At 72.1% G+C, this 25,437-nt stretch carries 19 protein-coding genes; 2 read left to right on the top strand and 17 right to left on the bottom strand.

Translation table 11 applies throughout. The features are described from left to right. Positions 1 to 3: 3 nt before the first annotated feature. Both cueR and ACSQ4M_RS02470 read right to left on the bottom strand, forming a co-directional pair. Complete coding sequence (gene cueR / locus ACSQ4M_RS02475) at positions 4 to 399, bottom strand: Cu(I)-responsive transcriptional regulator (protein ID WP_436193956.1); 396 nt, start codon at positions 397 to 399, stop codon at positions 4 to 6. After that, positions 399 to 2,840 carry a heavy metal translocating P-type ATPase gene (locus tag ACSQ4M_RS02470; RefSeq protein ID WP_436188095.1) on the bottom strand — a complete coding sequence of 814 codons (2,442 nt, stop codon included), beginning with the start codon at positions 2,838 to 2,840 and terminating at the stop codon, positions 399 to 401. Before ACSQ4M_RS02470 ends, cueR begins: the two co-directional genes overlap by 1 nt. A 148-nt stretch (positions 2,841 to 2,988) precedes the next feature. On the opposite strand from ACSQ4M_RS02470, the gene ACSQ4M_RS02465 reads away from it, so the two are divergent. Beyond that, positions 2,989 to 3,195, top strand: coding sequence for a heavy-metal-associated domain-containing protein (locus tag ACSQ4M_RS02465; RefSeq protein WP_056657349.1), 207 nt, complete (start codon positions 2,989 to 2,991; stop codon positions 3,193 to 3,195). Between the two features lie 7 nt (positions 3,196 to 3,202). On the opposite strand, the gene ACSQ4M_RS02460 is transcribed toward ACSQ4M_RS02465, so the two are convergent. The 8 genes from ACSQ4M_RS02460 to ACSQ4M_RS02425 form a co-directional block, all read right to left on the bottom strand. Continuing rightward, positions 3,203 to 5,545 (bottom strand): trypsin-like peptidase domain-containing protein, encoded by a 2,343-nt coding sequence (locus tag ACSQ4M_RS02460; protein ID WP_436188094.1) that lies wholly within the window; start codon positions 5,543 to 5,545, stop codon positions 3,203 to 3,205. Further along, the gene (locus tag ACSQ4M_RS02455; protein ID WP_436188093.1) at positions 5,545 to 7,368 is read right to left on the bottom strand and encodes a tetratricopeptide repeat protein; all 1,824 of its coding nucleotides are present in this window, start codon (positions 7,366 to 7,368) and stop codon (positions 5,545 to 5,547) included. Before ACSQ4M_RS02455 ends, ACSQ4M_RS02460 begins: the two co-directional genes overlap by 1 nt. Positions 7,369 to 7,488: 120 nt before the next feature. Then, complete coding sequence (locus ACSQ4M_RS02450) at positions 7,489 to 8,142, bottom strand: NADPH-dependent FMN reductase (RefSeq protein WP_436188092.1); 654 nt, start codon at positions 8,140 to 8,142, stop codon at positions 7,489 to 7,491. Between the two features lie 29 nt (positions 8,143 to 8,171). Beyond that, positions 8,172 to 9,338 carry an LLM class flavin-dependent oxidoreductase gene (locus tag ACSQ4M_RS02445; protein WP_436188091.1) on the bottom strand — a complete coding sequence of 389 codons (1,167 nt, stop codon included), beginning with the start codon at positions 9,336 to 9,338 and terminating at the stop codon, positions 8,172 to 8,174. A gap of 127 nt (positions 9,339 to 9,465) precedes the next feature. Then, entirely contained in the window at positions 9,466 to 12,072 is a 2,607-nt protein-coding gene (locus ACSQ4M_RS02440; protein ID WP_436188090.1) for a LuxR C-terminal-related transcriptional regulator, read from the bottom strand. Positions 12,073 to 12,076: 4 nt separating this feature from the next. Further along, positions 12,077 to 12,877, bottom strand: coding sequence for an ABC transporter permease (locus tag ACSQ4M_RS02435; RefSeq protein WP_436188089.1), 801 nt, complete (start codon positions 12,875 to 12,877; stop codon positions 12,077 to 12,079). Beyond that, positions 12,877 to 13,830 (bottom strand): ATP-binding cassette domain-containing protein, encoded by a 954-nt coding sequence (locus ACSQ4M_RS02430; protein WP_436188088.1) that lies wholly within the window; start codon positions 13,828 to 13,830, stop codon positions 12,877 to 12,879. Before ACSQ4M_RS02430 ends, ACSQ4M_RS02435 begins: the two co-directional genes overlap by 1 nt. A gap of 94 nt (positions 13,831 to 13,924) precedes the next feature. Further along, positions 13,925 to 14,809, bottom strand: a complete 885-nt coding sequence (locus tag ACSQ4M_RS02425; RefSeq protein ID WP_436188087.1) for a LysR family transcriptional regulator — start codon at positions 14,807 to 14,809, stop codon at positions 13,925 to 13,927. Between the two features lie 118 nt (positions 14,810 to 14,927). On the opposite strand from ACSQ4M_RS02425, the gene ACSQ4M_RS02420 reads away from it, so the two are divergent. Beyond that, positions 14,928 to 15,911: a tripartite tricarboxylate transporter substrate binding protein gene (locus ACSQ4M_RS02420; protein WP_436188086.1), complete on the top strand. Its 984-nt coding sequence runs from the start codon at positions 14,928 to 14,930 to the stop codon at positions 15,909 to 15,911. Positions 15,912 to 15,941: 30 nt separating this feature from the next. Here ACSQ4M_RS02420 and ACSQ4M_RS02415 read toward each other — a convergent pair whose 3' ends face one another. From ACSQ4M_RS02415 to ACSQ4M_RS02385, 7 genes are all read right to left on the bottom strand, one after another. Beyond that, the gene (locus tag ACSQ4M_RS02415) at positions 15,942 to 18,518 is read right to left on the bottom strand and encodes a beta-glucosidase family protein (RefSeq protein ID WP_436188085.1); all 2,577 of its coding nucleotides are present in this window, start codon (positions 18,516 to 18,518) and stop codon (positions 15,942 to 15,944) included. 35 nt (positions 18,519 to 18,553) lie between these two features. Continuing rightward, positions 18,554 to 19,558: a LacI family DNA-binding transcriptional regulator gene (locus ACSQ4M_RS02410; protein WP_436188084.1), complete on the bottom strand. Its 1,005-nt coding sequence runs from the start codon at positions 19,556 to 19,558 to the stop codon at positions 18,554 to 18,556. Positions 19,559 to 19,726: 168 nt separating this feature from the next. Beyond that, positions 19,727 to 20,746, bottom strand: a complete 1,020-nt coding sequence (locus ACSQ4M_RS02405) for a LacI family DNA-binding transcriptional regulator (protein WP_436188083.1) — start codon at positions 20,744 to 20,746, stop codon at positions 19,727 to 19,729. 5 nt (positions 20,747 to 20,751) lie between these two features. After that, positions 20,752 to 21,537: a DUF72 domain-containing protein gene (locus ACSQ4M_RS02400; RefSeq protein WP_436188082.1), complete on the bottom strand. Its 786-nt coding sequence runs from the start codon at positions 21,535 to 21,537 to the stop codon at positions 20,752 to 20,754. A gap of 43 nt (positions 21,538 to 21,580) precedes the next feature. Further along, positions 21,581 to 22,996 carry an 8-oxoguanine deaminase gene (locus ACSQ4M_RS02395; protein WP_436188081.1) on the bottom strand — a complete coding sequence of 472 codons (1,416 nt, stop codon included), beginning with the start codon at positions 22,994 to 22,996 and terminating at the stop codon, positions 21,581 to 21,583. Beyond that, on the bottom strand, positions 22,993 to 24,378 hold the full coding sequence (locus ACSQ4M_RS02390) for a nucleobase:cation symporter-2 family protein (RefSeq protein WP_436188080.1): 1,386 nt from the start codon (positions 24,376 to 24,378) through the stop codon (positions 22,993 to 22,995). Before ACSQ4M_RS02390 ends, ACSQ4M_RS02395 begins: the two co-directional genes overlap by 4 nt. 112 nt (positions 24,379 to 24,490) lie before the next feature. Beyond that, a complete protein-coding gene (locus tag ACSQ4M_RS02385; protein WP_436188079.1) occupies positions 24,491 to 25,390 on the bottom strand; it encodes a LysR family transcriptional regulator in 900 nt (299 codons plus the stop codon). Between the last annotated feature and the right edge of the window lie 47 nt (positions 25,391 to 25,437).

Here is a 25,437-nt window from a genome sequence, read left to right as displayed (position 1 = left end):
GTGTCAGGCCTGGTGGCCGGCCAGCGAATCGATGATGGGGCAGTCCGGCCGGTCGTCGCCATGGCAGCAGTGCACCAGGTGCTGCAGCGTGGACTTCATGGCCTGCAACTCGGCGAGCTTGGCGTCGAGCTCGGCCAGGTGCGCCTGGGCCAGGGCCTTCACCTGGCGGCTCGGGCGCTTGCGATCCCACCACAGGCCCAGCAGCTCGCGGATCTGCTCGAGCGAGAAGCCCAGGTCGCGCGACTGGCGGATGAAGCGCAGCGTGCTGACCTCCTTGTCGCCGTAGAGCCGGTAGCCGCCCTCGCTGCGCGCGGCCTCGGGGAACAGTCCCACGCTTTCGTAGTGGCGGATCATCTTGGCCGACACGCCCGTGGCCTTGGCGGCCTCGCCGATGTTCATCATGGAGCACTCCGGTGGACCAGGGCCGGTGCGGGCGGCGTGTCCTGGCGTTGTTCGACGCTGCGCCAGCGGCGCAGCAGCAGCGCGTTGCCGACCACGCTCACGCTGGACAGCGCCATCGCGCCGCCAGCGATCACCGGATTCAGCAGGCCCAGCGCGGCCAGCGGGATGCCCAGCGCGTTGTAGCCGAAGGCCCACCACAGGTTCTGGCGGATCTTGGCGCTGGTGCGGCGCGACAGGTCCAGCGCGTCGGCCACCAGGCGCAGGTCGCCGCGCATGAGCGTGATGTCGGCCGTCTCGGTGGCCACGTCGGCGCCGCCGGCCATCGCGAAGCCGCAGGAGGCCGCGGCCAGCGCGGGCCCGTCGTTGAGCCCGTCGCCGACGAAGGCCACGACCTGGCCGGCGGCGCGCTCGCGCTGCACGACCTCTGCCTTGTGCTCGGGCAGCATCTCGGCCTGCACGCGCGTGATGCCCAGCGCCTGGCCCACGGCCTCGGCCGCGCCGCGGTTGTCGCCGGTCAGCATCAGGGTCTGGATGCCCAGCGCGCGCAGCCGTGCGATGGCCGCCGCCGCCGAGGGCTTGACGCTGTCGCCGAAGGCCAGCAGGCCCAGCACGCGGTCGGCATCGAGCAGCCAGGAGACGGTGCGGCCGGACTGTTCCAGCTGCTGCGCCTGGGCATCCAGCGCGCCGGCATCCAGGCCGCGTTCGCGCAGCAGCCGGGTGCTCCCCAGCGCCAGTAGCCGGCCCTCCACCGTGCCCTGCACACCGCGGCCGGGCAGGGCTTGCGCGTCCTGCACGGCGGGCACGGCCAGGCCCTGGGCGCGTTCGCGCACGGCCAGCGCGAGCGGGTGGCTGCTGCTGGCCTGCAGCGCGGCGGCCTGGCGCAGCACGGTGTCGGCGTCGAGTCCGGGGGCGGGCCGCACGGCGGCCAGCGTGGGCTTGCCTTCGGTCAGCGTGCCGGTCTTGTCGAAGGCCACGAGCGTGACGGCGTGCGCGGTCTCCAGTGCCTGCGCGTCCTTGATCAGGATGCCATGGCGCGCCGCCACGCCCGTGCCGGCCATGATGGCGGTGGGCGTGGCCAGGCCCAGCGCGCAGGGGCAGGCGATCACGAGCACGGCCACGGCGTTGACGAGGGCCTGCTCCCAGTCGCCGCCGTAGGCGACCCAGCCGAGCAGCGTGGCCAGCGCGATCAGCAGCACGACGGGCACGAACACGGCGCTCACGCGGTCCACGAGGCGCTGGATCGGTGCCTTCGCGGCCTGGGCCGACTCCACCATGCGGATGATGCGCGACAGCTGCGTCTCGGCACCCACGGCCAGCGTGCGCACTTCCAGCGCGCCCTCGGCGTTGATGGCGCCGCCCGTCACGCGCTCGCCCGGGCCCTTGGCCACGGGCAGGCTCTCGCCGGTCAGCAGCGATTCGTCCACATGGGTCTGGCCCAGCACGATCTCGCCGTCCACGGCGATGCGGTCGCCCGGGCGCACCAGAACGAGGTCGCCCACCACCAACTGCTCGACCGCGATCTCCTGCTCCACGCCGCCGCGGCGCACGCGTGCCTGGGTCGGCCGCAGCGCGTTGAGCGCGCGGATCGCGTCCAGCGTCTGGCGCTTGGCGCGCTGCTCCAGCCACTTGCCCAGCAGCACCAGCGTGATGACGGCGGCCGAGGCCTCGAAGTACAGGTGCGGATCGCTGCCATGCCCGGCATGGCCGGCGGACTGCCAGAGCAGGTACAGCGACAGCCCGTAGGCGGCCGACGTGCCCAGCGCGACCAGCAGGTCCATGTTGCCGCTGCGCGCACGCAGGGCGGCCCAGCCGGCGCGGTAGAAGCGCGCGCCGAGCCAGAACTGCACGGGCGTGGCCAGCAGCAGCTGCACCCAGCCCGGCGGCATCCAGTGCCAGCCGAAGGGCTGGCCCAGCATGGGCGCGAGCATGGGCAGCGTGAGCACCGCCGCCGCGGCCACGGGCCACCAGGGCGCGCCGGCCGGCTCCCCGGCTGCGGCACGCGCATCGGTCAGCGCATGCGCGGGATAACCGGCCGCGGCCGTGGCGGCGAGCAGGGCCTGCAGCTCCACGGTGGACAGGGTCCGCACCGTGGCCTGCTCGCTGGCCAGGTTGACGGACGCATCGAGCACGCCGGGCACGCGGCGCAGCGCCTTCTCGACCCGGCCCACGCAGGAGGCGCAGGTCATGCCTTCGATCTGCAGGCGGTGTTCGGCGGTGGCCACGCCGTAGCCGGCCTGGCGCACGGCGGCGACAAGTGCTTCGGGCGGCTGCGCATCCGCGCCGGCCCGCACCGTGGCCTGCTCGGTCGCGAGGTTGACCTCGGCCTGGGCCACGCCCGGCAGGGCGCGCAGCGCCTTCTCGACGCGGCCCACGCAGGAAGCGCAGCTCATGCCCTCGATCTGCAGACGCAGCGTGGAATCGGTGGTGGTAGAAGCCATGGCCGCATTGTCTGGCTTGCCATCATGGGAAGGTCAAGCGGCCACGGCGCTGATTCCATCTTGGAAGAAGGGGAATGGTGCCCGCGGTGTTGACCTTGCCACGATGGAAAGGATGACACTCTGCTCCATCGTTTTCAAGGAACATCCCATGCTGACATTCGACGTACAGGACATGAGCTGCGGCCACTGCGTGGCCAGCATCACCAAGGCCGTGCAGGCGGCCGACCCGCAGGCCCGGGTGGAGGTCGACCTCGCGCGGCACCGCGTGCAGGTGCAGCCGGCGCAGGCCGACGCCGCGGCCGTGCAACAGGCCATCGCCGCGGCCGGCTTCACGCCGCAGCCGGTGGCCGGCTGAAGCCTGCTCACTCAGGCCATTGCTGCGCGGCTGCGATGCCGGAACCGATGGCCTGCTGGCGGACCTTGCCGGCGATCTCGGGCGCCGCCGCGTGCAGTCGGCGGTGCCAACTGCCGGCCTCGGCGACGTTGTTCTCCGCCAGGTAGCTGACGGCGATCAGCGCCAGCACCGGCGGCAGCGCCGGCTGGCGCGCGGCCACGGCCTGGGCGTGTTCGCGCGCCTTGGCCGGCATGCGCGCCTGCAGGTAGCTCTGGGCCAGGTAGAAGCGCCCGTCCATGGCCTCGGGGGCCAGCACCACCGCCTTCTCCAGCGCCTCGATGGCGCGGCCCAGGTTGCGCGCGCGCATCTGCGCGTGCCCCAGGTTGATCCAGCCGTTGGAGAGTGTGGGGTCCAGGCGCACGGCCGTTTCCAGTGCGGTGACGGCCTCGGGCAGGCGGTCGAGCCGCATGAGTGCGTAGCCCTTGGCGCTCCAGACCACCGATGCGCTGGGGTTCTCGGCCAGCGCACGCTCCAGGTAGACCAGCGCACCGGCCACATCGTTTTGCGCGCCCAGCACGCGGCCCATGACGGTGTACAAGCGCAGGCGCGCCGGCTGGCCGGCTTCGGCCTGGCGCAGCCTGGCCAGCGCGCCCGCCGCGTCGCCGCTGTTGACCAGGGCCTCGGCCCAGTTCACGAGGTCGTCGTCCTGCGGTTGTTCCTGCGTCGCCAGCCGCGTGTAGGCGGCCGCGGATTCGGCAAAGCGGCGCATGTCCAGCAGCAGCGCGGCGAGCAGGCGCTGCGCGGTCGGCTCGTCCGGCTTCAGGCGCAGCGCGGTCTGGGCGTCGGCCATGGCCCGGTCGAACTGGCGTTGCACGCGCAGCACCTCGCCACGGTTGGCCAGCACGACCGCATCGTTCGCCTCCCTGGCCAGCGCGCGCGTGAAGGCTAGCTCGGCCTCGGCCCAGCGCACGCTGCCCTGCATGACGGCGCCGATCCCGTTCCACAGGCCGGCATGCTCGCCGTCCAGCGCCAGGCCTTTGCGGAAGGCCTCTTCGGCCTGCACGTAGCGCCGTTTGCGCAACTCGGCCCAGCCCAGGGCCTGCAGGGCCTCAAGCTGCGCGGCCATGCCGGGCGGGGCCGCCGCTGCCGTGCCCGCCACCGACGGCGTGCCGCCCAGGCGCACGGCGGTGGCGAAGGCCTGCCGGGCCGCATCGGCCTGGCCGAATGCCTCTTCCTGGCGGCCCAGCTCGGTCCACAGGCGCGGGCTGAACGGCCTCTTGCGCACGGCCTCGCGCATTTCCGCGCGCGCCGCCTCGCGCTGGCCCTGGCTCTGCCGCAGAAAGAAACGCACGATGTGCACATCGGCCTCGTCCGGCTGGCGCCGTGCGGCCTCGTCCAGGGCCTGTTCGCCTTCGCCGATGCGGCCGGTCGCGATCAGCGCCTGGGCCAGTGCCGACCAGGCGCTGGCGAGATCGCCGTCCAGCGCCAGTGCGCGCCGTGCCAGGGTTTCCGCCTGGGCATGCCCCTGCTGCTGACCGGCTGCGCGGGCCAGGTAGACCAGTGCCGGCGCGGAGTGGGGCTGTGCCTGCGCCCAGGCTTGGGCGTGGGCCTGCAGGCCGGCCGCGTCCTGGCGTTCGTACAGTCCTGCCGCCACCATGGCCCAGCGCGGCTCGGCTGGCGGCGGTGGTTCTGCCTGCGGCCGCGGTGCGCCCTGTGCGAGCAGGGCGCTGATGGCCTCGGCCGGCAGCACCAGGTTCAGGCTCTGGCCCGTGCCCAGGATGGCCGTGGTGAGGCCCAGCAGACGCGCTTCGCGGTCGAACAGGCCGCCGCCGCTGGAGCCGGGCGAGACCGGCGCCGTGGCGGTCAGGCGCGCATAGGGCTGGCCGGCCTGCCTGCTGGCGAGCAGGCCGCTGCTGACCGCGAGACCGAAGCCCAGCGGGTTGCCGACCGCGTAGACCGACTCGCCCACCGCCAGTGCCGCGCTGTCCCGCAGCGCGACCGGTGGCGCCGTCAAGCCCGGTGCGGCCAGCAGACATAGGTCCAGTTCGGCGAGTTGGCGCGTCCATTGGGCGGGCTGTTCGCCGGCTGCGCCCGCCAGCCGCAGGCTGGTGGCACTGCGCACCACGTGGCAGTTGGTCGCCACCAGGCCCGGCGCCACGACCACCCCGCTGCCCTGGCCATCGGACCGGCCGTCGGCGCCCTGCGCCAGCACCGTCACGACCGAGGCGCCGACGCGGGCGAACACCTGCTGCGCGCCGCGTGTGGCGCCAGCTTCTTCCTGCTCCGTCGTCTGGGCCTGGGCCACCGTGGCGACGCACAGGGCCAGCAGCAGGGCCCGGCCCCGCGCCGCGGCCATCCGCGGGCGCGGCATCACCGGTTCTCCCCGTAGGGCAGCACCAGGCTGCGGTAGACCAGGTCGGCGCGTGCAGGGTCGCGTTCGCGCAGACGGCGCAAGGCCTCGGCGGCCTGGGGGTGCTGGCCCAGGTTCTGGTGCACCAGCACCAGCGGAGCCCACAAGTCGGCATCGCGCGCATCGGTCTGCAGCGCGCGTTCGAGGGCCGGCAAGGCCTCGGCGTGGCGGTCCAGCGTGACCAGCACGCGGCCCAGCAGGCCCCAGTGCGCCGCGCTGTCGGCTTGCTCGGCCGTCAGCTGCTGGGCGATGGCCAGCGCCTCCGTGGCGCGGCCGCCGAGGCGCAGCGTGTCGGCCAGGCGCACGCGCCAGAGCGTGCTGTCGGGCGCACTGCGCACGGCTTCGCGCAGCGCGGCAATGGCTTCGGGGTAGCGCTCCAGGCCGACCAGCGCGGCGCCCAGTTCGGCCTGGACCCAGGCCTGGTCCTGCTGCGGTTCGCGCGCGAGGCTGGTGCGCAGCGCCTGCACCGCGGCTTCGGGCCGGCCCATGCGTGCCGCCACCACGCCGCGCAGGGCCCAAGCCTCGGCGTTGTCGGTCTGGGCGGGCGGCAGGTTCTGCAGTTCGGTGTGGGCGCGCGCGAAGTCCTGCGCCCGCAACAAGGCGCCGACCAGTTGCTGGCGCGGCCAGACCTCGTCCGGATACAGGCCCGACAGGCGGGCGAAGATCGCCACTGCCGCACCATGGTCGTTGCGCGCTTGCGCCAGCGTGGCCAGGCCGCGGTAGGCCCCGACCAGCCAGGGGTTGGCGGCAAGCGCGCGGCGGTAGGCCGATTCGGCGGCGTCGAGATCGCCGTTGGCGTGCAGTGCACGTGCCAGCAGCCAGTGGGTCTGCGCTTCGCCGGCGTGCTCGACCACGAGCTGGCGCGCCAGCGTGCCCGCCTCGGCCAGCTGTTCCTGTAGCAGCAGGGCCTGGGCCAGGTCCAGCCCGGCCTCCACGTCCTGTGGCCGCGCGCGGCGCAGCGCGCGCCAGGCGTTCAGCTCTTCGGTGGGCTGTCGCAGTGCGCGCGCGGCCTCGGCCGCGAAGCGCAATGCGTCGGCCTGGCCGGGCTGTGCTGCGAGCCACTGCGCCGCGTGCGCGGCCAGCGCCGGCCACTGCGCCTGGCGTGCCAGCGCATGGCCTGCGTCCAGCCGCGCCAGCTGCGCGGCGTCGGCCGCTGCGCGGGCTGCCAGCTCCTGCAGCCAGGCCACGGGCGCGCCGAAGTTGACGTTCTGGCCGTCGCGGCGGCGGTAGTCCAGGATGGCGATGAGCTGCCCCTGCGCGTCCAGCAGTGCGCCGCCTTCCGAGCCCGGCGAGATCGGTGCTGTGAACTGGATCAGGCTGCCGGCGGCGTCCTGGCGCAAGCCGGCGACCACGCCTTCGGAGATGCCGACGCCCAGGCCCAGCGCATTGGAGATGGCGAAGACGCGCTGGCCGGCCTGGGGCAGGACCGGCTGCGGCACCAGTGGCGGCCCCGCCTGCGCCGCCAGCAGCTCGCACAGGTTGCGTTCGCGGTCGCGCGCGCCCAACTGCGCCGGCGCCGTGTCCTGGCCAGCGCGCAGCTGCAGCGTGGCGCCGCTCTGCAGGTCCTCGCAGGCCGTGACGAAGCGGCCCTCGCCGACGCGGGTGGCGCTGCGTTCGGCGATGCGCTGACCGTCGGCGTCGAGGATGTCCAGCGCGACGACGGATGCCGCCGCGCGTGCATAGACCTGTTGTGCGGAAAGGGCGCAGGCCTGTTGCGCCAGGCCCAGCAGGACGAGGCCTGCAAAGCCCCGCCATGCGGCATGTCGGTGATCTTGGAAGTGCATGCGCGCATGCTAGAGACGCGGCGCGTGTGCCGAGCCATGTTTTTCGTGCATCTTGTGGATGCGCGGCGCACAGTCCAGCCGCCGTCGCCAGGCAGACGCCCGGTGCGGGCGTGTCGGCTGTCAGGCCGTGGCACAGGCCAGGGCCGCGGGCGCCGCCGTGCTGCCGCCGCCCTCGCGCCACTGCGCGATCTGCAGGATCTGCCGCGCCATGATGCCCAGCTGGTGCGCGATGTCGGGGTTCAGCTCGCCCGCCGCGTCGACCAGCGACTGCGTGGAGTTGACCGCCACGCCCAGCGGCGTGGGCCACCCCCGCAGCGCATGCACGACCGAACGCAGCGCGGCAAGCGTGCTGTTGGCGCCCTGCCAGCCGGCGGCCGTCACGATGCAGCCCACCGCGCGGCCGTGCAGGTAGGGCCGGCTGTCGGCACGCAGCTCTTCGATGTAGTCCAGCGCGTTCTTGAGCAGGCCCGAGATGCCGCCGTGGTAGCCCGGCGAGGCGATCACCATGCCGTCGCAGCGCTGCGTCTCGCGGATGAACTCCTGGGCCGTCGGGTGCAGCGTGGCGCGCTCGGGCGCGTACATCGGCAGCTCCAGCGCGGTGGCCGGGAACACGACGGTGGAGGCACCCAGTCCCTGCAGCAGCTGGCCGCAGTGCCGGGCCAGCCGCTCGCTGGTGGAGCCGGGCCGCATGGTGCCGCCGACGATGACGATGTGCGGGCGGTCTGCGGGTGCAGGCTGGCGGGCGTCGGCGTCCGGTCCGGGACGCGGTGCCACGCGGTTGGCGGTTCTCACTGCACCCGACATCACTTTTTTCCCCGCAGCTCCGCTTCGTACTTCTTCGTCATGTGCTCGACCGCCTGCATCTGCGCGGCAGCGTGGCCTTCTCGGGTCTTGCGCGCGCGTTCGGCCGCGTCCAGCGTCATCTGCGCATGGCCCTGGAAGTGCGGCATCACGTCACGCGCCATGATCTCCAGCGACTGGTAGGTGTCGGCAGGGCTGGCCCAGTTGTGCATCATCATGAGCATGGAGCCGAAGCCGCCGGACTGGTCGACCAGGCGCTGGATGTGGGCGCGCGCCTGGGCGGCGGTGCCGATCACGCCGACCTTGGCCTCGGTCACGAAGTCGATCATCTGGTCGATGGTGTTGCCCGACACCGCCATCTGCGGGAAGGCCGCCACCTCCTGGAAATAGCGGAACCAGAACTCGATGCCGTAGCGCACCTCCTCGCGCGCCTGCTTCTCGGTCTCGGCCAGGTGGAACATGCTGACCAGGCGCCACTTGCTGCGGTCAATCGTCTGGCCGAAGTGCGCGGCGCGCTCGGACGCCACGTTCCAGTGGTGGGCCAGCGCGTCGAAGCCGTCGGCGTTGAGCGTGGCGCCGATGGACAGCAGGCCCAGGCCGTAGGTGCCGGCCAGGCGCGGGCCGGTCGGCGAGGCCACGGCGGCCACGGCGATCTCCAGCGCGTCGGAGTAGGGCCGCAGCTGCAGCTTGGCGTCGATGAGCTTGTGCGTCTTGGTCTGCGCGTTGACGGTCTCGCCGCGCAGCAGCCGCACGATGATCTCCAGGTTCTCGCTGAGCAGCTCGCGCGTGTCGGTGGGGTTCAGGCCGATCATGGCCGAGTCGGTCGGCAGCGAGCCCGGGCCCACGCCCAGCATCACGCGGCCACGCGTCATGTGGTCCAGCTGCACCATGCGGTCCGCCACCCACAGCGGGTTGTGGTAGGCGATGGAGGTCACGCCGGTGCCGAAGCGGATGTGCTTGGTGCGCTCGGCCGCGGCGGCGATGAAGATCTCGGGCGAGGCGATGATCTCGGTGCCGGCGCTGTGGTGCTCGCCGATCCAGGCCTCGTCATAGCCCAGCTGGTCCATCTGGTCCATGAGCTGCAGGTCCTGGCGCATGGCCAGTGTCGGGTTGATGCCCGGCTTGTGCATGGGGGCGACGAAGGCACCGAATTTGAGGCGTTGCGGCATGGAGTCTCCTGGTGTTGGGAAGAGCGGCCGGGCGTCCATCGACCCGGTCTGCGGCGCATGTTCCCGGCACCGGGCATGCACCCACCCACCCATTTGCGGGTGGCTGGGGTTTGCGATAGGTGGCCGTTCAGGCCAACGGTGCCGGCTGGATGCCCATGCCGCGCGCGGCCACGATGGCATCCTGCCGGCGCAGCACCGCGAGCTTGGCGAAGATGTTCTTGAGGTGCCAGCGCACGGTCTCGGTCGACACGCCCAGCGCCTGGGCGATGCGCCGGTTCGGCAGGTCGTGCACCAGCAGCTGCAGGATCTGCTGCTCGCGTGTGCTGAGCGTGGCCAGCGGCGTGGCCGCCGCTGCCGGAGGCGGCAGGCCGGCCTGGCGCAGCAGGCGCTCGGCGTACAGCGCCAGCAAGGGATCGTCGCCGCCCTGCAGCTGGCGCACCAGCTGCAGGTAGTCCGGGCCCAGGTCGTGCAGGCTGCAGGCCACGCCCATGGCCTGGGCCTGCTGCAGCACCTGCAAGGCGCCGCGCAGCGCCATGTGCGCCTGGCCGCTGCGCTGGGCGGCGATGGCCGCCAGTGCGCCGGCCTGCAGCCGCAGCCAGCCGCCCGGCTGGGTGCTGGCCAGCAGCGGTTGCAGCAGCGCCAGGGCGGCCTCGTCCTGCAGCTGGTGCAGGTGCCAGCGCGCGCTGGCCAGCTGGGCCCAGTGCGCGACGCGCGGCGCGGCCAGCCGGTGCGCCGCGAGCGCCTGCGCGGCCAGGGCCTGCAGTGCCTGCACGTGGCTGCCCGCAGCGGCGACGGCGTTCGCCCGCAGGCACAGCTGCAGCCGCTCGTGCAGCAGCACGGCGGTGATGCGCAGCATGCCGCGCTCGCGCGCCGTGTGCTCCAGCCGGTCGAGCGCCGCGTGGGCCTGCGCCAGCGCGCCGGCGCGGGCATGCAGGCGGCTGGCCGCCAGCGCGGCGCCCAGCTGTGCATCGGGCAGGCCCAGCCGTTCGATGGCGGCCGCGTGCCGGGCCAGCAGCTGGCGCAGGCCGGCGTGGTCGTTCACCTCGTACAGCACCTCACAGAGCAGGCCGGCCGCGTTGCTGGCCGCCTCGCTGTGCGGTCCCGGCGCGACCAGCGCCGCGTCCAGCGCGCCGCGCAGGCAGGACTCGGCCTGGCGGTAGCGGCCCTCGTGCAGCAGGCTCATGCCCTGCATCACGGGCGTCAGGCCGCTGCCGAAGCACGAGTCCACGAGCGGGCGCCCGTCGTCCAGATAGTGGGCCGGTCCCTGCAGGCGTTCGCGCGCCTCTTCGGCCAGGCCCAGGTGCGAGAAGTACCAGGCCAGCAGGTGGCGCCGGCCGCCCTGCAGCACCGCGTCGCTGTGCTGCGGCAGTTCCTGCAGTTCCGGCAGCAGCGCCTGCGCGGCGTCCAGGTCGTCGTGCTGCAGCGCCAGCGCAAAGCGCAGCAGGCACAGGTGGGCCCGCTGCGTGGCGTCCTGCGCGGCCGGGTCGGCGCCCAGGCGGGCGATGGTGTCGCGGCAGGCCGCGAAGCGCCGGTAGCACAGCTGCGACCAGGCCTGCCACAGCGCCAGCGCGGGGCGGCCCTGCAGCGCGTCCTCGGGCAGTGCCGCCAGCGCCCGCGCCAGGCCTTGCAGATCGCCGCCCAGGAACAGCGCGCGGGCCTGTTGCGCGACGGCGTCGGCCGCCTGCCGCACCTCGCCCGCCGCCACCAATTGCGCCACCGCCTCGCGCAGCATGCCGCGCGCGCCGAACCAGCGGCCCAGCTGCAGCCGCGTGCGCTGCTGCAACTCCTGCGGCATCTGGCCGAAGCGCTGCAGCAGCAGCGCACGGAACATGGGATGGATGCGCCACCAGCCCGGGCCATTGGCGGCGGCGTCCACGGGCACGACGAAGAGGCGCTCGCGCCGCAGCCGGTCCAGCAGCGACTGGGCGAGCGCACTGCCGCCGAGTTCCAGCACCAGGGCCTCGTGGAAGCTGTGCGCGGGCGCCAGCCGCACCAGCACGCGCAGGCTTTCGGCGTCCAGCCGCGCCAGCACCTCCTGGTTGAAGTAGGGCGCGGCGTCGCCGGCCGGGTGGCGCAGCGCCATCTGCAGGCCCATGGCCCAGCCGCCGGTGGCCACGTGCAGGCGGCGGATTTGCTCGGCCGGCATGTCCGGCGCGCGCTGCTGCACCAGCGCCCTGGTTTCGGCGAAGTGCAGGCGCAGGTCCTCGGCGTCCAGGCGGTGCAGCTGCTGCGCCGCGGCCAGCGACTCCAGCGCGAGCGGCGGCACCGTGCGCGAGACCAACAGCAGGTGCAGGTTGGCTGGCGCGTAGTCCAGCACCGTCTGGAACAGGGCGTGCACCGCGTGCTGGCCCACGTGCTGGTAGTCGTCCACGACCACCAGCACCGCGCGGGGATGGCGCGCCGCGTCCTGCACCAGCGCCGCCGCCACCGCGTCGTGCGACAAGGGGCTGGCCAGCGCCCGCAGCCGTTCACCGAAGCCCGGCGCCAGGGCCATGCAGGCCGTGCGCAGCGCGTGCAACAGCTGCTCGGCACCGCCGTCCGGCGCCACGGGCAGCCAGGCCACGTCGAAGCCCAGCCCGACCAGCCGCGCGCGCCACTGCAGCGCCAGGCTGGTCTTGCCGCTGCCCGCCGGTCCCAGCAGCAGGTGGCAGGTGCGCGTGCGCTGCGGCAGCCAGCGCGCGAGCAGCGCGTCGCGCTCGACGAGGTCCTGCGGCAGCCGAGCCGTGCTGCTCAAGCCTTCAAGCCTTGAAACGCCTGCGCGTCAGTGCCAATGCTACCCAGAACGCCACCACCGCGTAGGCCACCACCACCAGGCCATGGCGCAGCGCGTGTTCGGGCCAGCGGTCCATGAACAGCGGGCGCACCAGCTCCACGGCATTGGTCAGCGGCAGCCAGTCGGAGACGATGCGCACGGCCTCGGGCAACTGCTCGCGCGGGAAGAACACGCCCGACAGGAACATCATGGGCGTGAGCACCAGCGTGAAGTAGTAGGTGAAGAAGTCGTAGCCCTTGGCCAGCGCGTTGAAGATCAGCGCGATGGCGCTGAACATGATGCCGGCCACCAGCAGCACGGGCAGCGCCACCAGCAGCTTGGGGCTGTGGCTGATGCCCAGGGCCAGCATCACGCACAGGATGGCCGTGACCGTGAAGATGGACTTGAACGCGGCCCAGAGCAGCTCGGCCAGCACCAGGTTGTCCAGGTTCACGGGCGCGTTCATGATGCCCTCCCAGGTCTTTTGCACATGCATGCGCGAGAAGGCCGAGTACAGCGCCTCGAACGAGGCCGCGTTCATCGCGCTCATGCAGATCGAGCCCGAGGCCAGGAACAGGATGTAGGGCACCTGCTGGTCGCCCAGGCGCACCTGGCCGACCAGCGCGCCCATGCCGTAGCCGAAGGCCACCAGCCACATCAGCGGCTCGGCGATGTTGCCGACCAGGCTGGGGATGGCCAGCTTGCGCCAGACCAGGAGATTGCGCAGGAACACGGGCCACCAGCGGCCGGAGATCTGTGGCGTGCGCCAGATGCTTTGGGTGCTCATCACGCGTCGTCCCTGATTTGTCTGCCCGTGAGCTTGAGGAACAGGTCTTCCAGATTCGCCGGCCGGTGCAGCGTGCGCAGCTGGCCGTGGCCGCCCAGCGCGTCGAGCAGCGGCTTGGCCTCGCGCGTGTAGAAGAACACGGTCTCGCCGCTGACTTCCACGCGCGCGGCCAGGGCGCGCAGCGGCGCATGGGCTTCGTCCTGCGCCAGCGCCAGCGCGCCATTGCCATAGACCTCGACCACGTCGGGCTCCAGGTGCTCGGCGATCAGCGCGCGCGGCTGGCCTTCGGCGATCTTCCTGCCATGGTCGAGCACGAGCAGGCGCGAGCACAGGCGCTCGGCCTCGTCCATGAAGTGCGTGGTCAAGAGGATGGACTTGCCCTGCTGCAACAGCAGTTGCAGCCGCTCCCACATCAGGTGGCGGGCCTGCGGATCCAGGCCCGTCGTGGGTTCGTCCAGCAGCAGCAGGCGCGGGTCGTTGACCAGCGCGCGCGCCAGGCTCAGCCGGCGCCGCATGCCGCCCGAGAGCTCGGTCGGTCTGGCGTGCGCCTTGCTCGTCAGCGCGGCGAACTCGAGCAGCTTGGGCACACGCGCGGCGATCTGGTCGCGGCGCATGCCGAAGTAGCGGCCGTAGACGATCAGGTTCTCGCTGCAGTCGAAATCCGGGTCCAGCGTGTCGAACTGCGCCACCACGCCGAGCTCGGCCTTGATCGCCAGGGCATCGGCCGGCATCGCCAGCACCTGGCCGCTGGCGGCGTGGTAGGCGATGGCGCCGGCATCGGGCGCGGTCTGGCCCAGGCACATGCGGATGGTGGTGGTCTTGCCGGCGCCGTTCGGGCCGATCACGCCCAGGCATTCGCCTGGCGCGATGGCGAACGACAGGTCGTCGACCACGGTGTTGTCTCCATAGCGCTTGGTCAGCGCCTGGGCCTCGAACAGGGGAGCGGGGGCCATGTGGCGGCTCTTCTTTCTCGCTGGGTATGGCAGGCCCCGTGGCGGACGCCACGCGGCGCAAGCCGGCGAGTATCGGCCATGGCCGCTGGAGGGATCAGCCCGCGCGTTCGGCGATGAAGTCGATCAGCGTGCGCGCGGCGCGCGTGGGCAGGCGGTTGGGCATGTGCAGCAGGTACAGCCGGGTGCCGTACAGGTCGAACTCCCAGTCCTGCAGCAGCGCGACGGCCTGCCCGCCCTGCAGCAGATCGGCGACCACATAGTCCGGCGTGATGCCGATGCCCAGCCCGGCGGCGATGGCGCTGCGCAGGAAGGGGTAGTGCTCCGAGCCCAGCGTCGGCTCCAGCCGCAGCACCCGGTGTTCGGTGCCGCGCGTGGCCAGCAACCGGATCTGCGCACCCAGCATGGAGGAGGCCACCATCGGCCAGTGGTGCAGGTCGTCGAGCGCCTGGGGCATGCCGCGCGCGGCGATCAGCGTTGGCGCGGCGCAGGCCACATAGCGCGCACGGCCGATCTCGCGCGCGACCAGCGCCTGCGGCGGCTCGGGCAGCACGCGCACGGCCACGTCCACCTCGTCGCGCAGCAGGTCGTCCACGCGGTTCTCGAACAGCACCTGCAGCACGATGCCGGAGTACTGGCGCTTGAACGCGATCAGCCAGTCCGTCATGACCAGGTGGCCGTAGCCGCTGGGCACGCTGAGCCGCACGCGGCCGCGCAGGCTCTGGCTCAGCGTGGTGACCTCCTCGCGCGCAGCCAGCAGTTCCTGCTGGATCGCCTGGCCGCGCAGGTACAGGCGCTGGCCGACCTCGGTGGCCTTCAGCCGGCGCGGCGTGCGTCGCACCAGCTGGGTGCCGAGCGCGCGCTCGAGCTGGTTCAGGTGGTAGCTGATGTTGGCCCGCGTCATCTTCAGGCGCCGCGCGGCCTCGGCCAGGCTGCCGGCGTCCACGATCTCGACCAGCAGTTGCAGTGCGTTGGCGTCCATGGGCAAGGATTACGGCAAGTTTGATTTGACGCGAGGTCAAGTTTTTATGGAATTGTCAAAGCAATCGACCATCTCGACAATCCAGCGCATCCCAACCGACCCTTCGATGAGACAAGCCATGCACCCGATCCGCACCGACCGCCGCCGCTTTGCACTGGGAGGGCTGGCCCTGGCCGCCGTCGGCGTGCCGGCCGTGGCGGCGGCCCAGGGCGCGGGGCGCACGGTGCGCGTGATCGTGCCGTACCCGCCGGGTGGCTTCACCGATGCGACGGCGCGGCTGATCGCCCACCGCCTGCAGGAGCACCTGGGCCAGACCGTGATCGTGGACAACCGGCCCGGTGCCAACGGCATCATCGGCGCGCAGGCCATCGCCCGCGCCACGCCGGACGGCAGCACCTTCGGCGTGGTGATCGCCGCGCACGCGGCCAACACCACGCTGTACCAGAAGCTGCCCTACGACCCGCAGAAGGACTTCGTGGCCGTCTCGCTGATCGGTGAATCGCCGCTGGTGGCCGCCGTCAACAACAAGTCGCCGTTCAAGTCCATGGCCGAGATCGTGGCCCATGCGCGCCAGCATCCCGACAAGCTCAGCTTCGGCTCCAGCGGCAATGGCTCGGCCGTGCACCTGACGATGGAGCTGCTGCAGTCGGTCACGCAGACCAAGATGATCCATGTGCCGTTCCGCGGTTCGGCGCTGGCGCTGACCGACCTGCTGGGCGGCCAGATCGACCTGTTCCTGGACGCCGCCCAGGGGCTGATCGGCCAGGGCAAGGCCGGTGCCGTGCGGCTGGTCGGCGTGACCAGCGCTCAGCGCCTGCCGGCACTGCCCGATGTGCCGACCTTCGCCGAGCAGGGCATCGCCAACTTCAACAGCAGCACCTGGGCCGGCATCCTGGCACCGGCCGGCACGCCGCCGCAGAACGTGCAGCAGGTGGCCGATGCGGTGGCCAAGATCGTGCGCGAGCCGGCCGTGAAGGCCAAGCTCGACGAGATGGGCACGGTGCCGGTGGGCAGCTCGCCGGCCGAGTTCTCGCGCTTCCTGGCCGCCGAGACGGCCAAGTGGGGCCAGGTGATCCAGCGCGCGAACGTGAAGCTGGACTGAGCCTGGCCGGAGAGCCCACCCCCTTGCGCCTCAGCGCGTGAAGCTGCCCGCCTGCGCCAGGTCCTTCGGTGCGGACGAGCGGCCCACGTACACCGTGTACTGGCCGCTCGGAATGGTCCAGCTGCGGCTGGCCTGATTCCACACGCTCAGGGGGTGGTTGCTGGCGTTCGGGTCCACCGTGACCGTGATCTCCTGGCTGGCGCCCGGCGCCAGTTGCACCTTCTGGAAGCCGACCAGCCGCTTGGGCGGTTGCGGCGCGCCGACGCTGTTGGCCGAGGTCGGCAGCGCCAGGTAGACCTGCACCACCTCGGCGCCGGCCGTGGCACCGGTGTTGGCCACGCGGGCCTTGACCTGGTAGAGCGTGCCGGCGCTGCTCACGCCGGCGTTGGCGACGCTGAAGTTCGTGTACGACAGGCCGTGGCCGAACGCGAAGGCCACGCAGGGGTTGGTGCCCGCGACCGCTGCGCACTGGCCGCTGATGTTGGCGTCGTACCAGCGGTAGCCCATGTGCAGCTGCTCGGAGTAGGTGACGGTCTGGGTCTTGCCATCCGCGCTGACCTCGCCCGGGAACTGCGCCGCCGTCACGTGGTCCAGGAAGCCGCGGCCGGCGTACGGGAAGGTCACCGGCAGCTTGCCCGAGGGATTCTTCTTGCCGAACAGCAGGTCGGCGACGATGTTGCCGTCCTCCTGGCCCGGGAACCAGACCTCCAGGATCGCCGGGCCGGCGGGGCCGACCAGGGCCGGGTCCATCGCCACGCCCGCGTTGTCCTTCAGCACCAGCGCGGTCTTTTGCACCATGGACTTGCCGGTGGTCGACGCGGCACCCATGACGGCCTTGATCATCGCCACGGTGTTGCTGTTCTTCACGCCGTTGCTGCCGCTGGCCGTGGCGGGGGTCGTCAGTGAAGCAGGCGCGTACCAGTCCAGGCTGCTGCCATCGGCCGCGCTGGCGCCCGGTGCCAGCGGGATCGCCAGCGAGGACAGCGAACTGCCGTCTGCGGCGGTGGCGCGGTCGGCCCCTTCTTCAGAGATCGTGCCGGCCATGAGCACCACAGCATCTGCGGCTGCGGCGGTGGCCAGTGCCTGTGCGAAGCTCACGGCCACGCCGTCGATGGTGGCGCCCGCATTGGCGTCGTCCACCAGGATCAGCTGCACCGCGGCGCCCGTGTTGCCCAGGCTCTTCAAGGCCTCCTTGATGCCGTCGACCGGCGCCACGGTGTATTGGGGCACCACGTCCGAGCTGCCGCCACCAGCGCCCATGGGCTGCCCGACCATGGCGCCACCGGCCACGGCCTGCTGGGCGTAGACCTGCGTGGTCTTGCCGATCACGACCAGGCTGCCGACGTTCGCGGCGATCGGCAACGCGCCGTTGTTCTGCAGCAGCACGGCCGATTCGGTGCCGATCTGGCGGGCGCGCTGGCCATGACCGGCGAAGTCGATGGGCGTCTGCTGGAGCGGGCGGTCGAAGATGCCCCACTTGAAGCTCTGCGTGTAGCGGCGCTCCAGTGCCTTGTCGATCATCGCAAGCGTGATGCTGTTGTCCGCCAGGGCCTTCGTCAGGTTGGCCTTGCTCCAGAACTGCGGGATCGGCATCTCGTGGTCCAGGCCCGCGCGCAGCGTGCCGGCGGTGCTCTTGATCGAGAAGAAGTCGGACTGCACGTAGCCCGTGAAGCCCCAGTCGTCGCGCAGCACACGGGTCAGCAGCTCCTCGTTCTCGCAGGAGTGCACGCCGTTGACGTAGTTGTAGGCGCACATGACGGAGGCCGCCTTGCCGTCCTTGACCGTCATTTCGAAAGGCAGCATGTAGATCTCGCGCAGCACCTGCGGGTCGACATTGGTCTGGATCTTCTGGCGGTTGGTTTCCTGCTCGTTGGCCAGGTAGTGCTTGGGCATGCCGATCAGGCCCTTGCCCTGCACGGCCTTGACTTCGGCCACGCCCATCACACCCGTGAGGTAGGGATCCTCGCCGAAGTACTCGAAGTTGCGGCCCAGCACAGGCAGGCGCGCCATGTTCACGCCGGGTGCCTCGAACACGTGCAGCGCCAGATGGTTCATCTCGTCGCCGATGACCTCGCCGTAGGCCGTCGCGACGGCCGGGTCGAACGAGGCCGCGGCGCCGAGCGCCGAGGGCAGCGCCGTGGCCTTGGCCGAACTCGGGTGCGTGTAGGCCGCGGAGAAGGACTTGGTGCCGGCCTTGACCTCGTCGTAGACGCTGGTGGACACGCAGTCGTTCTGGCCCAGGCCGACCGGGCCGTTGGTGATGCGGAAGGTCGGGATCTGCAACTCCTTGATGCCGCTCACATGGCGCGCGCCGTAGCACTCGGGCAGCTCGGGCAGCACCTCGGGCATGGCGCCGGTCAGCTGCTGCATCTTCTGGTCCAGCGTCATGGCCGCGAGCAGCAGGCGGGCGCGCTCGTTCGCCACGGCTTCCTTGGCCGCATCGGTGCCGGCCGCGGCCTGACGGGCCACGATGGAGGGGCGCATCCAGGCGTTGCCGGTTTCGGGGGGCGTGTCGTCATTGCCGCCACAGGCGGCGATGCCGGCAGCAAGCGCCACGCCGACGGCGATGGCCACGGCGCTCTTGCGCCATGCGGATGGTGTGTTCATGGATATCTCCTCGTTGTTGAAAGAAAGGCAAGCCTTCAGGCAGAGCCCCGCGCGACGATGGCGAAGCCCACGTCCAGCGCGGCCTGTTCCTGCGTCGGCGTGCCGGCGATCCGCCCGACCACGCGCAGCGCCGCCTCGCAGCCGATGCGCGCGCCGTCCACGCGCACGCTGGACAGGGCCGGCGCGGTGTCGGCCGCGAAGGGCTGGTCGCCGAAGCCGACCACGCCCATGTGTTCGGGCACGGCGATGCCCTGCTGCGCCGCCTCGGTCAGCACGCCCAGGGCCAGCATGTCGGAGCTGCAGAAGATGCCGTCCACGGCCTGCGGCTGCGCGAGCAGTTGGCGCAGCGCCTGCCGGCCGCTGCCCAGCGTGCTGGGCGACTCGACGTCCAACTGCACGGGCGCCGCCAGCCCGAGCGCCTGGGCGGTGGCCGCGAAAGCCTGGGCGCGGCGGGCCGCGCGCGTGTCGGTGCCGCTGACCACGGCCAGGCGGCGCCGCCCCTGCTCCGCCAGGAATCGGCAGACCGCCGCGCCCACGTCGGCATGCGAGAAGCCGACCAGCATGTCGATGGGCGCGTGCGTCAGGTCCCAGGTCTCGACCACGGGCACGCCGCAACCGGCCAGTTGCTGGCGGACCTGGTGCGAGTGGTCCACGCCTACGAGCACGATGCCGTCGGGCCGGCGGCCGATGACGGCCTGCAGCAGCGCGTCTTCGCCGTCCGCGCCGTAGCCGCTCTGGCCCAGCATCAGGTGGTAGCCGGCCGCGCCCAGCGTGGCCGTCAGTGCTTGCACGGTCTCGGCGAACACGGGGCTGTCCAGGGCCGGCACGATGGCTGCCACCAGCCGGCTGCGGCGCGAGCGCAGTCCGCAGGCCAGCAGGTTGGGCACGTAGCGCGTGGCCTCGACGGCGGCCTGCACGCGCTGGCGCGTGGCGGCCGGCACCCGCTGCGGCTGGTTCAGCGCGCGAGAGACCGTCATGGCCGAGACGCCGGCCAGACGGGCCACGTCCAGCACCGTGGTGGCGCGCGGTAGCGTTGGCATGCTGTCAGTCAACCGGTTAACTTGCTGTTTCAACGGCATGCCGTCAATGGCGAAATAGAGTGGAGGGCGTTGCGCTTGGTGAAAACCGGCCAGATGAAGTTAACCGGTTAACTTGTGGTCGATAGTGATCGATAACATTTGCAGGGTCAAGCCAGCCGACCCTGGGAGTTACCCGGGGGGGCGGCGCGTCGTGGATTCGCGCACCATGAGCCGGCAGTCCAGCACATGGGCGTGCTGCTCTGGTGCTGGCGGCGCGCCCTGGATCAGTTCGGCCAGGCGCTGCATGGCGGTCTCGCCGACGGCCTCGCTGGCCATGTCCACGCTGGTGAGCGTGGGGCTGCCGAGGCGGCCGTAGTCGATGTTGTCGAAGCCGGCCAGGGCCACCTGTTCGGGCACGCGCACGCCGAGCGCCCGGGCTTCGGCGAGCAGGCCCAGGGCCAGCAGGTCGTTGAAGGCGACCACGGCGTCGGGCCGCTCGCCCGCCAGCAGCACCAGCGAGGCCAGGCGCTCGCCTTCGGCCGCGACCGGTGCCGTGGCCTCGTGCGCGGTGAAGTGCGCGTCCTCGCCCGCGAACGCGTCCTGCACGCCCTGCCAGCGCTCGGCGCTCCAGGGCGCCGTGGGAAAGCCGAGGTAGCCGATGCGCCGGTGGCCGCGGTCGCGCAGGTGCCGGCCCAGCATGCGGCCGGCCAGGCGGTTGTCGCAGCACACGCTGTGGTAGGCCGGGTTGGGCGGCGGCCCGCCGTAGAACACCACGGGCGTGCCGCTGTCGTACAGCGCCTGCAGCACGGGTTCGGGCAAGCGCGCGCTGACGATCAAACCGTCGACGCGGCGCGCCAGCGCGCGCAGCACCGCGAGTTCGGGCGCCTTGCTTTCGGCCGCGTCGGCCACGATCAGGTTCAGGCCGGCCGCTGCCGCGCCGCGTGCCGCGCCCTTGACCATGCTCGTGAAGTGCGGGTTGCGGATGTCCAGGATGACGATGCCGATGTTGCCGGTCTGGCCCGTCGTGATGCTGCGCGCCATGGGGTTCAGCGACCAGCCCAGATCCTGCACCGCCTGGGTGACGCGCGCCTCCACATCGGCGGAGAAGCGCTGGCCGCCGTTGACGAACTTGGAGACCGTGGCGGTCGAGACCGCGGCCGCCTTGGCCACGTCGCGGATGGTGGCGGAACGCTTGCGGGCAACCGGCATGCGATTCAGAGCCGCGCGATCAGCGCCTGCGCGGCCGCGGGCGCGCGCTCCTTGGCGCCGTTGATGAAGAACACGAAGACCTCGCGCGGCGTGGCGCTGTCCTGCGCCGGTTCCACGAGCGGCGCGCCGGCCGGCGTCGCCCCCCTGGCCCAGTCGCGCGCCACGTCGGCCCAGCGGTCCAGCGTCTCGGTGGCGTAGCCGGTCGTGCATTCGGCCTGGCTGCGCATCAGCCGCGCATAGACGAAGTCGCCCGTCACGTCGGCGAAGCTGGGGTACTTGTCGGAATCGGCGAACACGGTCGCGCAGCCATAGCGCCGGGCCAGCGCCAGATAGGCGGGCACCATGAAGCTGGCATGCCGCACGTCCAGCACATGCCGCAGCGCGCGGCCGTCCACGGCCTGGGGCAGCAGCGCCAGGAAGGCTTCGAAATCGGCGGGATCGAACTGCTTGGTCGGCGCGAACTGCCAGACGATGGGGCCGAGCTTGTTGCCGAGTTCGGACAGCCCGCTCTCGACGAAGCGCGTGATGGATTCGCCCGCATCGGCCAGCACGCGCCGGTTGGTCGCGAAGCGGTTGGCCTTGAGCGAGAACACGAAGCCGTCGGGCGTCTCGTCGTGCCAGCGCGCGAAGCTCTTGGGCGTCATCGTGCTGTAGTACGTGCCGTTGATCTCGATGGCGGTGACGGCACGGCTCGCGAAGTGCAGCTCCTGGCTGTGCGGCAGGCCGGCCGGGAAGAAGTTGTTGCGCCAGGGTTCGAAGGTCCAGCCACCGATGCCGACACGGATGCTCATGGGGGTCTCCTGCTGCGAAGGCCCGCAGCATAGCCGGCCGGGGCTACGCGGTGTGCGGATGCCGGGCGGCTTCGACCAGCTGGTGCGCGAGCGTGCGGTGGCGCTCCAGCAGCGGTGCCAGTTCGCAGTCCACCAGGTGCCCGCCCTGCACGCGCACGCGGCCGTTGACGACGGACAGCGCGGCGTTGGCCGGCTGGCAGAACACCAGCGCCGCCACCGGGTCGTGGCCGGCGCCGGCATGGCCCACGCCGCGCAGGTCGAAGGCCACGAGGTCCGCCGACATGCCAGGCGCCAGCGCGCCGATGTCGTCGCGGCCCAGCACCTGGGCGCCGCCGCGCGTGGCGATCTCCAGCGCCTCGCGCGCGGTCATGGCCGCAGGGCCGTAGCCCACGCGCGCGAGCAGCAGCGCCTGGCGGGCCTCGCCCAGCATGTGGGCACCGTCGTTGCTGGCGCTGCCGTCCACGCCCAGGCCGACGGGCACACCGGCGCGGCGCATCGCGCCCACGGGCGCGATCCCCGAGGCCAGCCGCATGTTGCTGCAGGGGCAGTGCGCCACGCCGGTGCCGGTGCGGCCGAACAGCCGGATGCCGGCCTCGTCCAGCTTGACGCAGTGCGCATGCCAGACGTCGCGGCCGACCCAGCCCAGGTCTTCGGCGTATTCGGCCGGCGTCATGCCGAACTTCTCGCGCGAGTAGGCGATGTCGTTGTCGTTCTCGGCCAGGTGGGTGTGCAGCGAGACGCCGGTGGCGCGCGCCAGTTCGGCCGAGGCGCGCATGAGGTCGCGCGAGACCGAGAACGGCGAGCAGGGCGCCAGCACGATGCGCAGCATGGCGTGGCGCGCCGGGTCGTGCCAGCGCTCGATCAGGCGCTGGCTGTCGGCCAGGATCGCGTCCTCGCGCTCGACCACCTCGTCGGGCGGCAGCCCGCCGGCGCTGCGTCCCACGCTCATGCTGCCGCGCGCGGCGTGGAAGCGCATGCCCATGGCGGCGGCGGCCTCGATCGCGTCTTCGAGCCGGCTGCCGTTGGGGTACAGGTACAGGTGGTCGCTGGTGGTGGTGCAGCCCGACAGCAGCAGCTCGGCCATCGCCGTCTTGGCCGACACGTGGACCATCTCGGGCGTGAGCCGTGCCCACAGCGGGTACAGGCTGCCGAGCCAGCCGAACAGCTCGGCGTCCTGCGCCTCGGGCACCGCGCGCGTGAGGCTCTGGTACATGTGGTGGTGGGTGTTGACCAGGCCCGGCATCAGCACATGGCCGTGCAGGTCGATGGCCTCGGCGCGGCCGGCGGCCAGCGCCTCGGCATAGGGCGCGGGCAGCGCGTCGCTGGTGCCGACCCAGGCGATCGCCGGACCCTGCACCACGATGGCGCCGTCCGTGATCTCGCGGCGCGCATCGTCCATGGTCACCAGCACATCGGCATGGCGCAGGATCAAGAGGGGTGTGTCAGTGGGCATGGTCATTCCGCAGAGTGTGCGGTGGCCGCCGCCTGCGCCAGCGAGCGCTCCAGCGTCAGCACACCGTGGTAGAACAGGTTGAGCAGCACAGCAACCACCGTGCCCAGCACGATGCCGCTGTGCGTGACGGCATGGGTCCAGGCCGGCAGGTGCTGGAAGAAGGTGGGCGACAGCGTGGGGATCAGGCCCATGCCGATGGAGATGGCGATCACGTACAGCGCATGGCGGTTGGCGCCGTAGTCCACGCTGCCCAGGATGCGCACGCCGGTGGCCGCCACCATGCCGAACATCACGATGCCGGCGCCGCCCAGCACGAAGGGCGGCACGCTGGCCACCAGGTGCGCCACCTTGGGCAACAGGGCCAGCGCGATCAGCACCACGCCGCCGGCTGCCGCCACGTAGCGCGAGCGCACGCCGGTCACGGTGACCAGGCCCACGTTCTGGCTGAAGCTGGTGTACGGAAAGGTGTTGAAGACACCGCCGATCACTGTGCCCAGGCCGTCGGCGCGCAGGCCGCGCGTGAGCAGGTCGGGCGTCACGCGCCGGCCGGTGATGGCGCCCAGCGCCAGGAACATGCCGGTGGACTCCACCAGCGTGATCACCATCACGATGCACATGGCCAGCACGGCGGAGAGCTCGAACCGCGGCAGGCCGAAATGGAAGGGCGTGGTCAGTGCCAGCCAGGGCGCCTCGTCCAGGCCCTCGAAGCCCATGCGGCCGGTGGCCAGCGCCACGGCCGCGCCCGCCGCCACGCCCAGCAGCACCGCGAGGTTGGCGACCAGCCCGCGGCCGAAGCGGCTGATGGCGATGACGACGGCCAGCACCAGCGCGGCGATGGCCAGCTTGGCCGGGTCGCCGTAGTCGGGGTTGGCGATGGCGTGGGCCACGCCGTCCACCATCTCGGTGCGGTGCGGCTGGCCGCCCGCGGCCCAATGGATGGCCACGCCCATCAGCGAGACGCCGATCAGCGTGATCACCGTGCCCGTGACCAGCGGCGGGAACACGCCCAGCAGCCGCCCCATGAGCGGCGCGATCAGGATGCCGAACAGGCCGGCGACGATGGTCGCGCCGTAGATGGCCGGCAGGCCCAGCGCGGGGTCGGTGCCGATCGCGATCATCGGGCCCACGGCCGCGAAGGTCACGCCCATCATGACCGGCATGCGGATGCCGAAGCGCCACAGGCCCAGGGCCTGCACCAGCGTGGCGATGCCCGCGGCCAGCAGGTCGGCGTTGATCAGGAAGGCGATGTCGGCCTTGGACAGGCCGAGCGCACCGCCGACGATGAGCGGCACGGCCACCGTGCCGGCGTACATCACGAGCACATGCTGCACGCCGAGCGCGGCACAGCGGGGCAGGGGGATCTTCTGGTCGACGGCATCGGCAGACATGGGGCACCTCGTTCGGACACAGGGGAGTGGGGTGCGCGCAGTCTAGGAAGCGCAGGCGTGCCAGGCGAGCGCAGAATTCTGCGCGCTGCGTGCAGAAAAACTGCACGGCTGCTCAGGCCTGCAGCTGCGCCAGTCCTTCGACCAGGTGCCGGGCCAGCAAGGCCGCGGTCGGATTGGCATCGGCGCCGGCCCGGCAGACCAGGCGCAGCGTCTGCGGCCGCGGCAGGGCGTCGCGCAGCGGCACGAAGGCCAGCGTGCCGCTGCGGCAGTCCTGCTCCACGTCCAGCCGGTTCAGGAGCGCGATGCCCACGCCGCGCTGCACCAGTTCGCGCATCAGCGCCGTGGAGGTGCTCTCCACCACCGGGGCCACGCGCACCGCACCCAGCGCGAAGGCGCCGTCCAGCAGCGCGCGCAGCGACAGCGCCGGCGCGGGCAGGATCAGCGGGTGGCCCAGGCAGTCCGCCAGCGCCACGCTGGGCTGGCGCGCGAGCGCGTGGCCGGGTGGCAGCACGGCGCCGATCGGCCAGTCGCTCGTGGACAGCACGCGCAGGCCCGCGCTGTCGGGCACGTCGTAGGCCAGGCCCAGGTCGGCGTCGCCGGCCTGCACGCTGCGCAGCACCTCGCTGACGGGGGCGTCGAGCAGCTGCAGCCGCAGGCCCGGATGCTCGGCGCGCACGCGCTGCACCAGGGCGGGCAGGAAGGCGCTGGCCAGGCCCGCGGTGGTGGCCAGCGTGACCTCGCCCTGCTGCAGGCCCTGCACGGCGGCGATGCGTTCGCGCACCTCGTCGAAGGCGCGCAGCGTGGTGCGTGCATGCTCGAGCACGATCTCGCCCACGGGCGTGAGCTTGAGCGTGCCGCGCACGCGCTCGAACAGCGGCGCGCCCAGTTCCTCCTCCAGCAGCAGGATCTGGCGGTTGACGGCGGTGGGCACCACATGCAGCTGCTCGGCCGCCTTGCGGATGGAGCCGGCGCGCACGACGGCGGCGAAATAACGGAGCACCTTGGCGTGCATAGGGGGCGGAGCATAGCGGGCCACGGCTGTGGCAGACTTGCCCGCGC

It is taken from the genome of Pseudorhodoferax sp. LjRoot39, assembly GCF_964253035.1.
In the GTDB taxonomy this organism is placed as follows: domain Bacteria; phylum Pseudomonadota; class Gammaproteobacteria; order Burkholderiales; family Burkholderiaceae_C; genus Pseudorhodoferax.
This window is presented reverse-complemented; position numbering and strand designations above follow the sequence as displayed.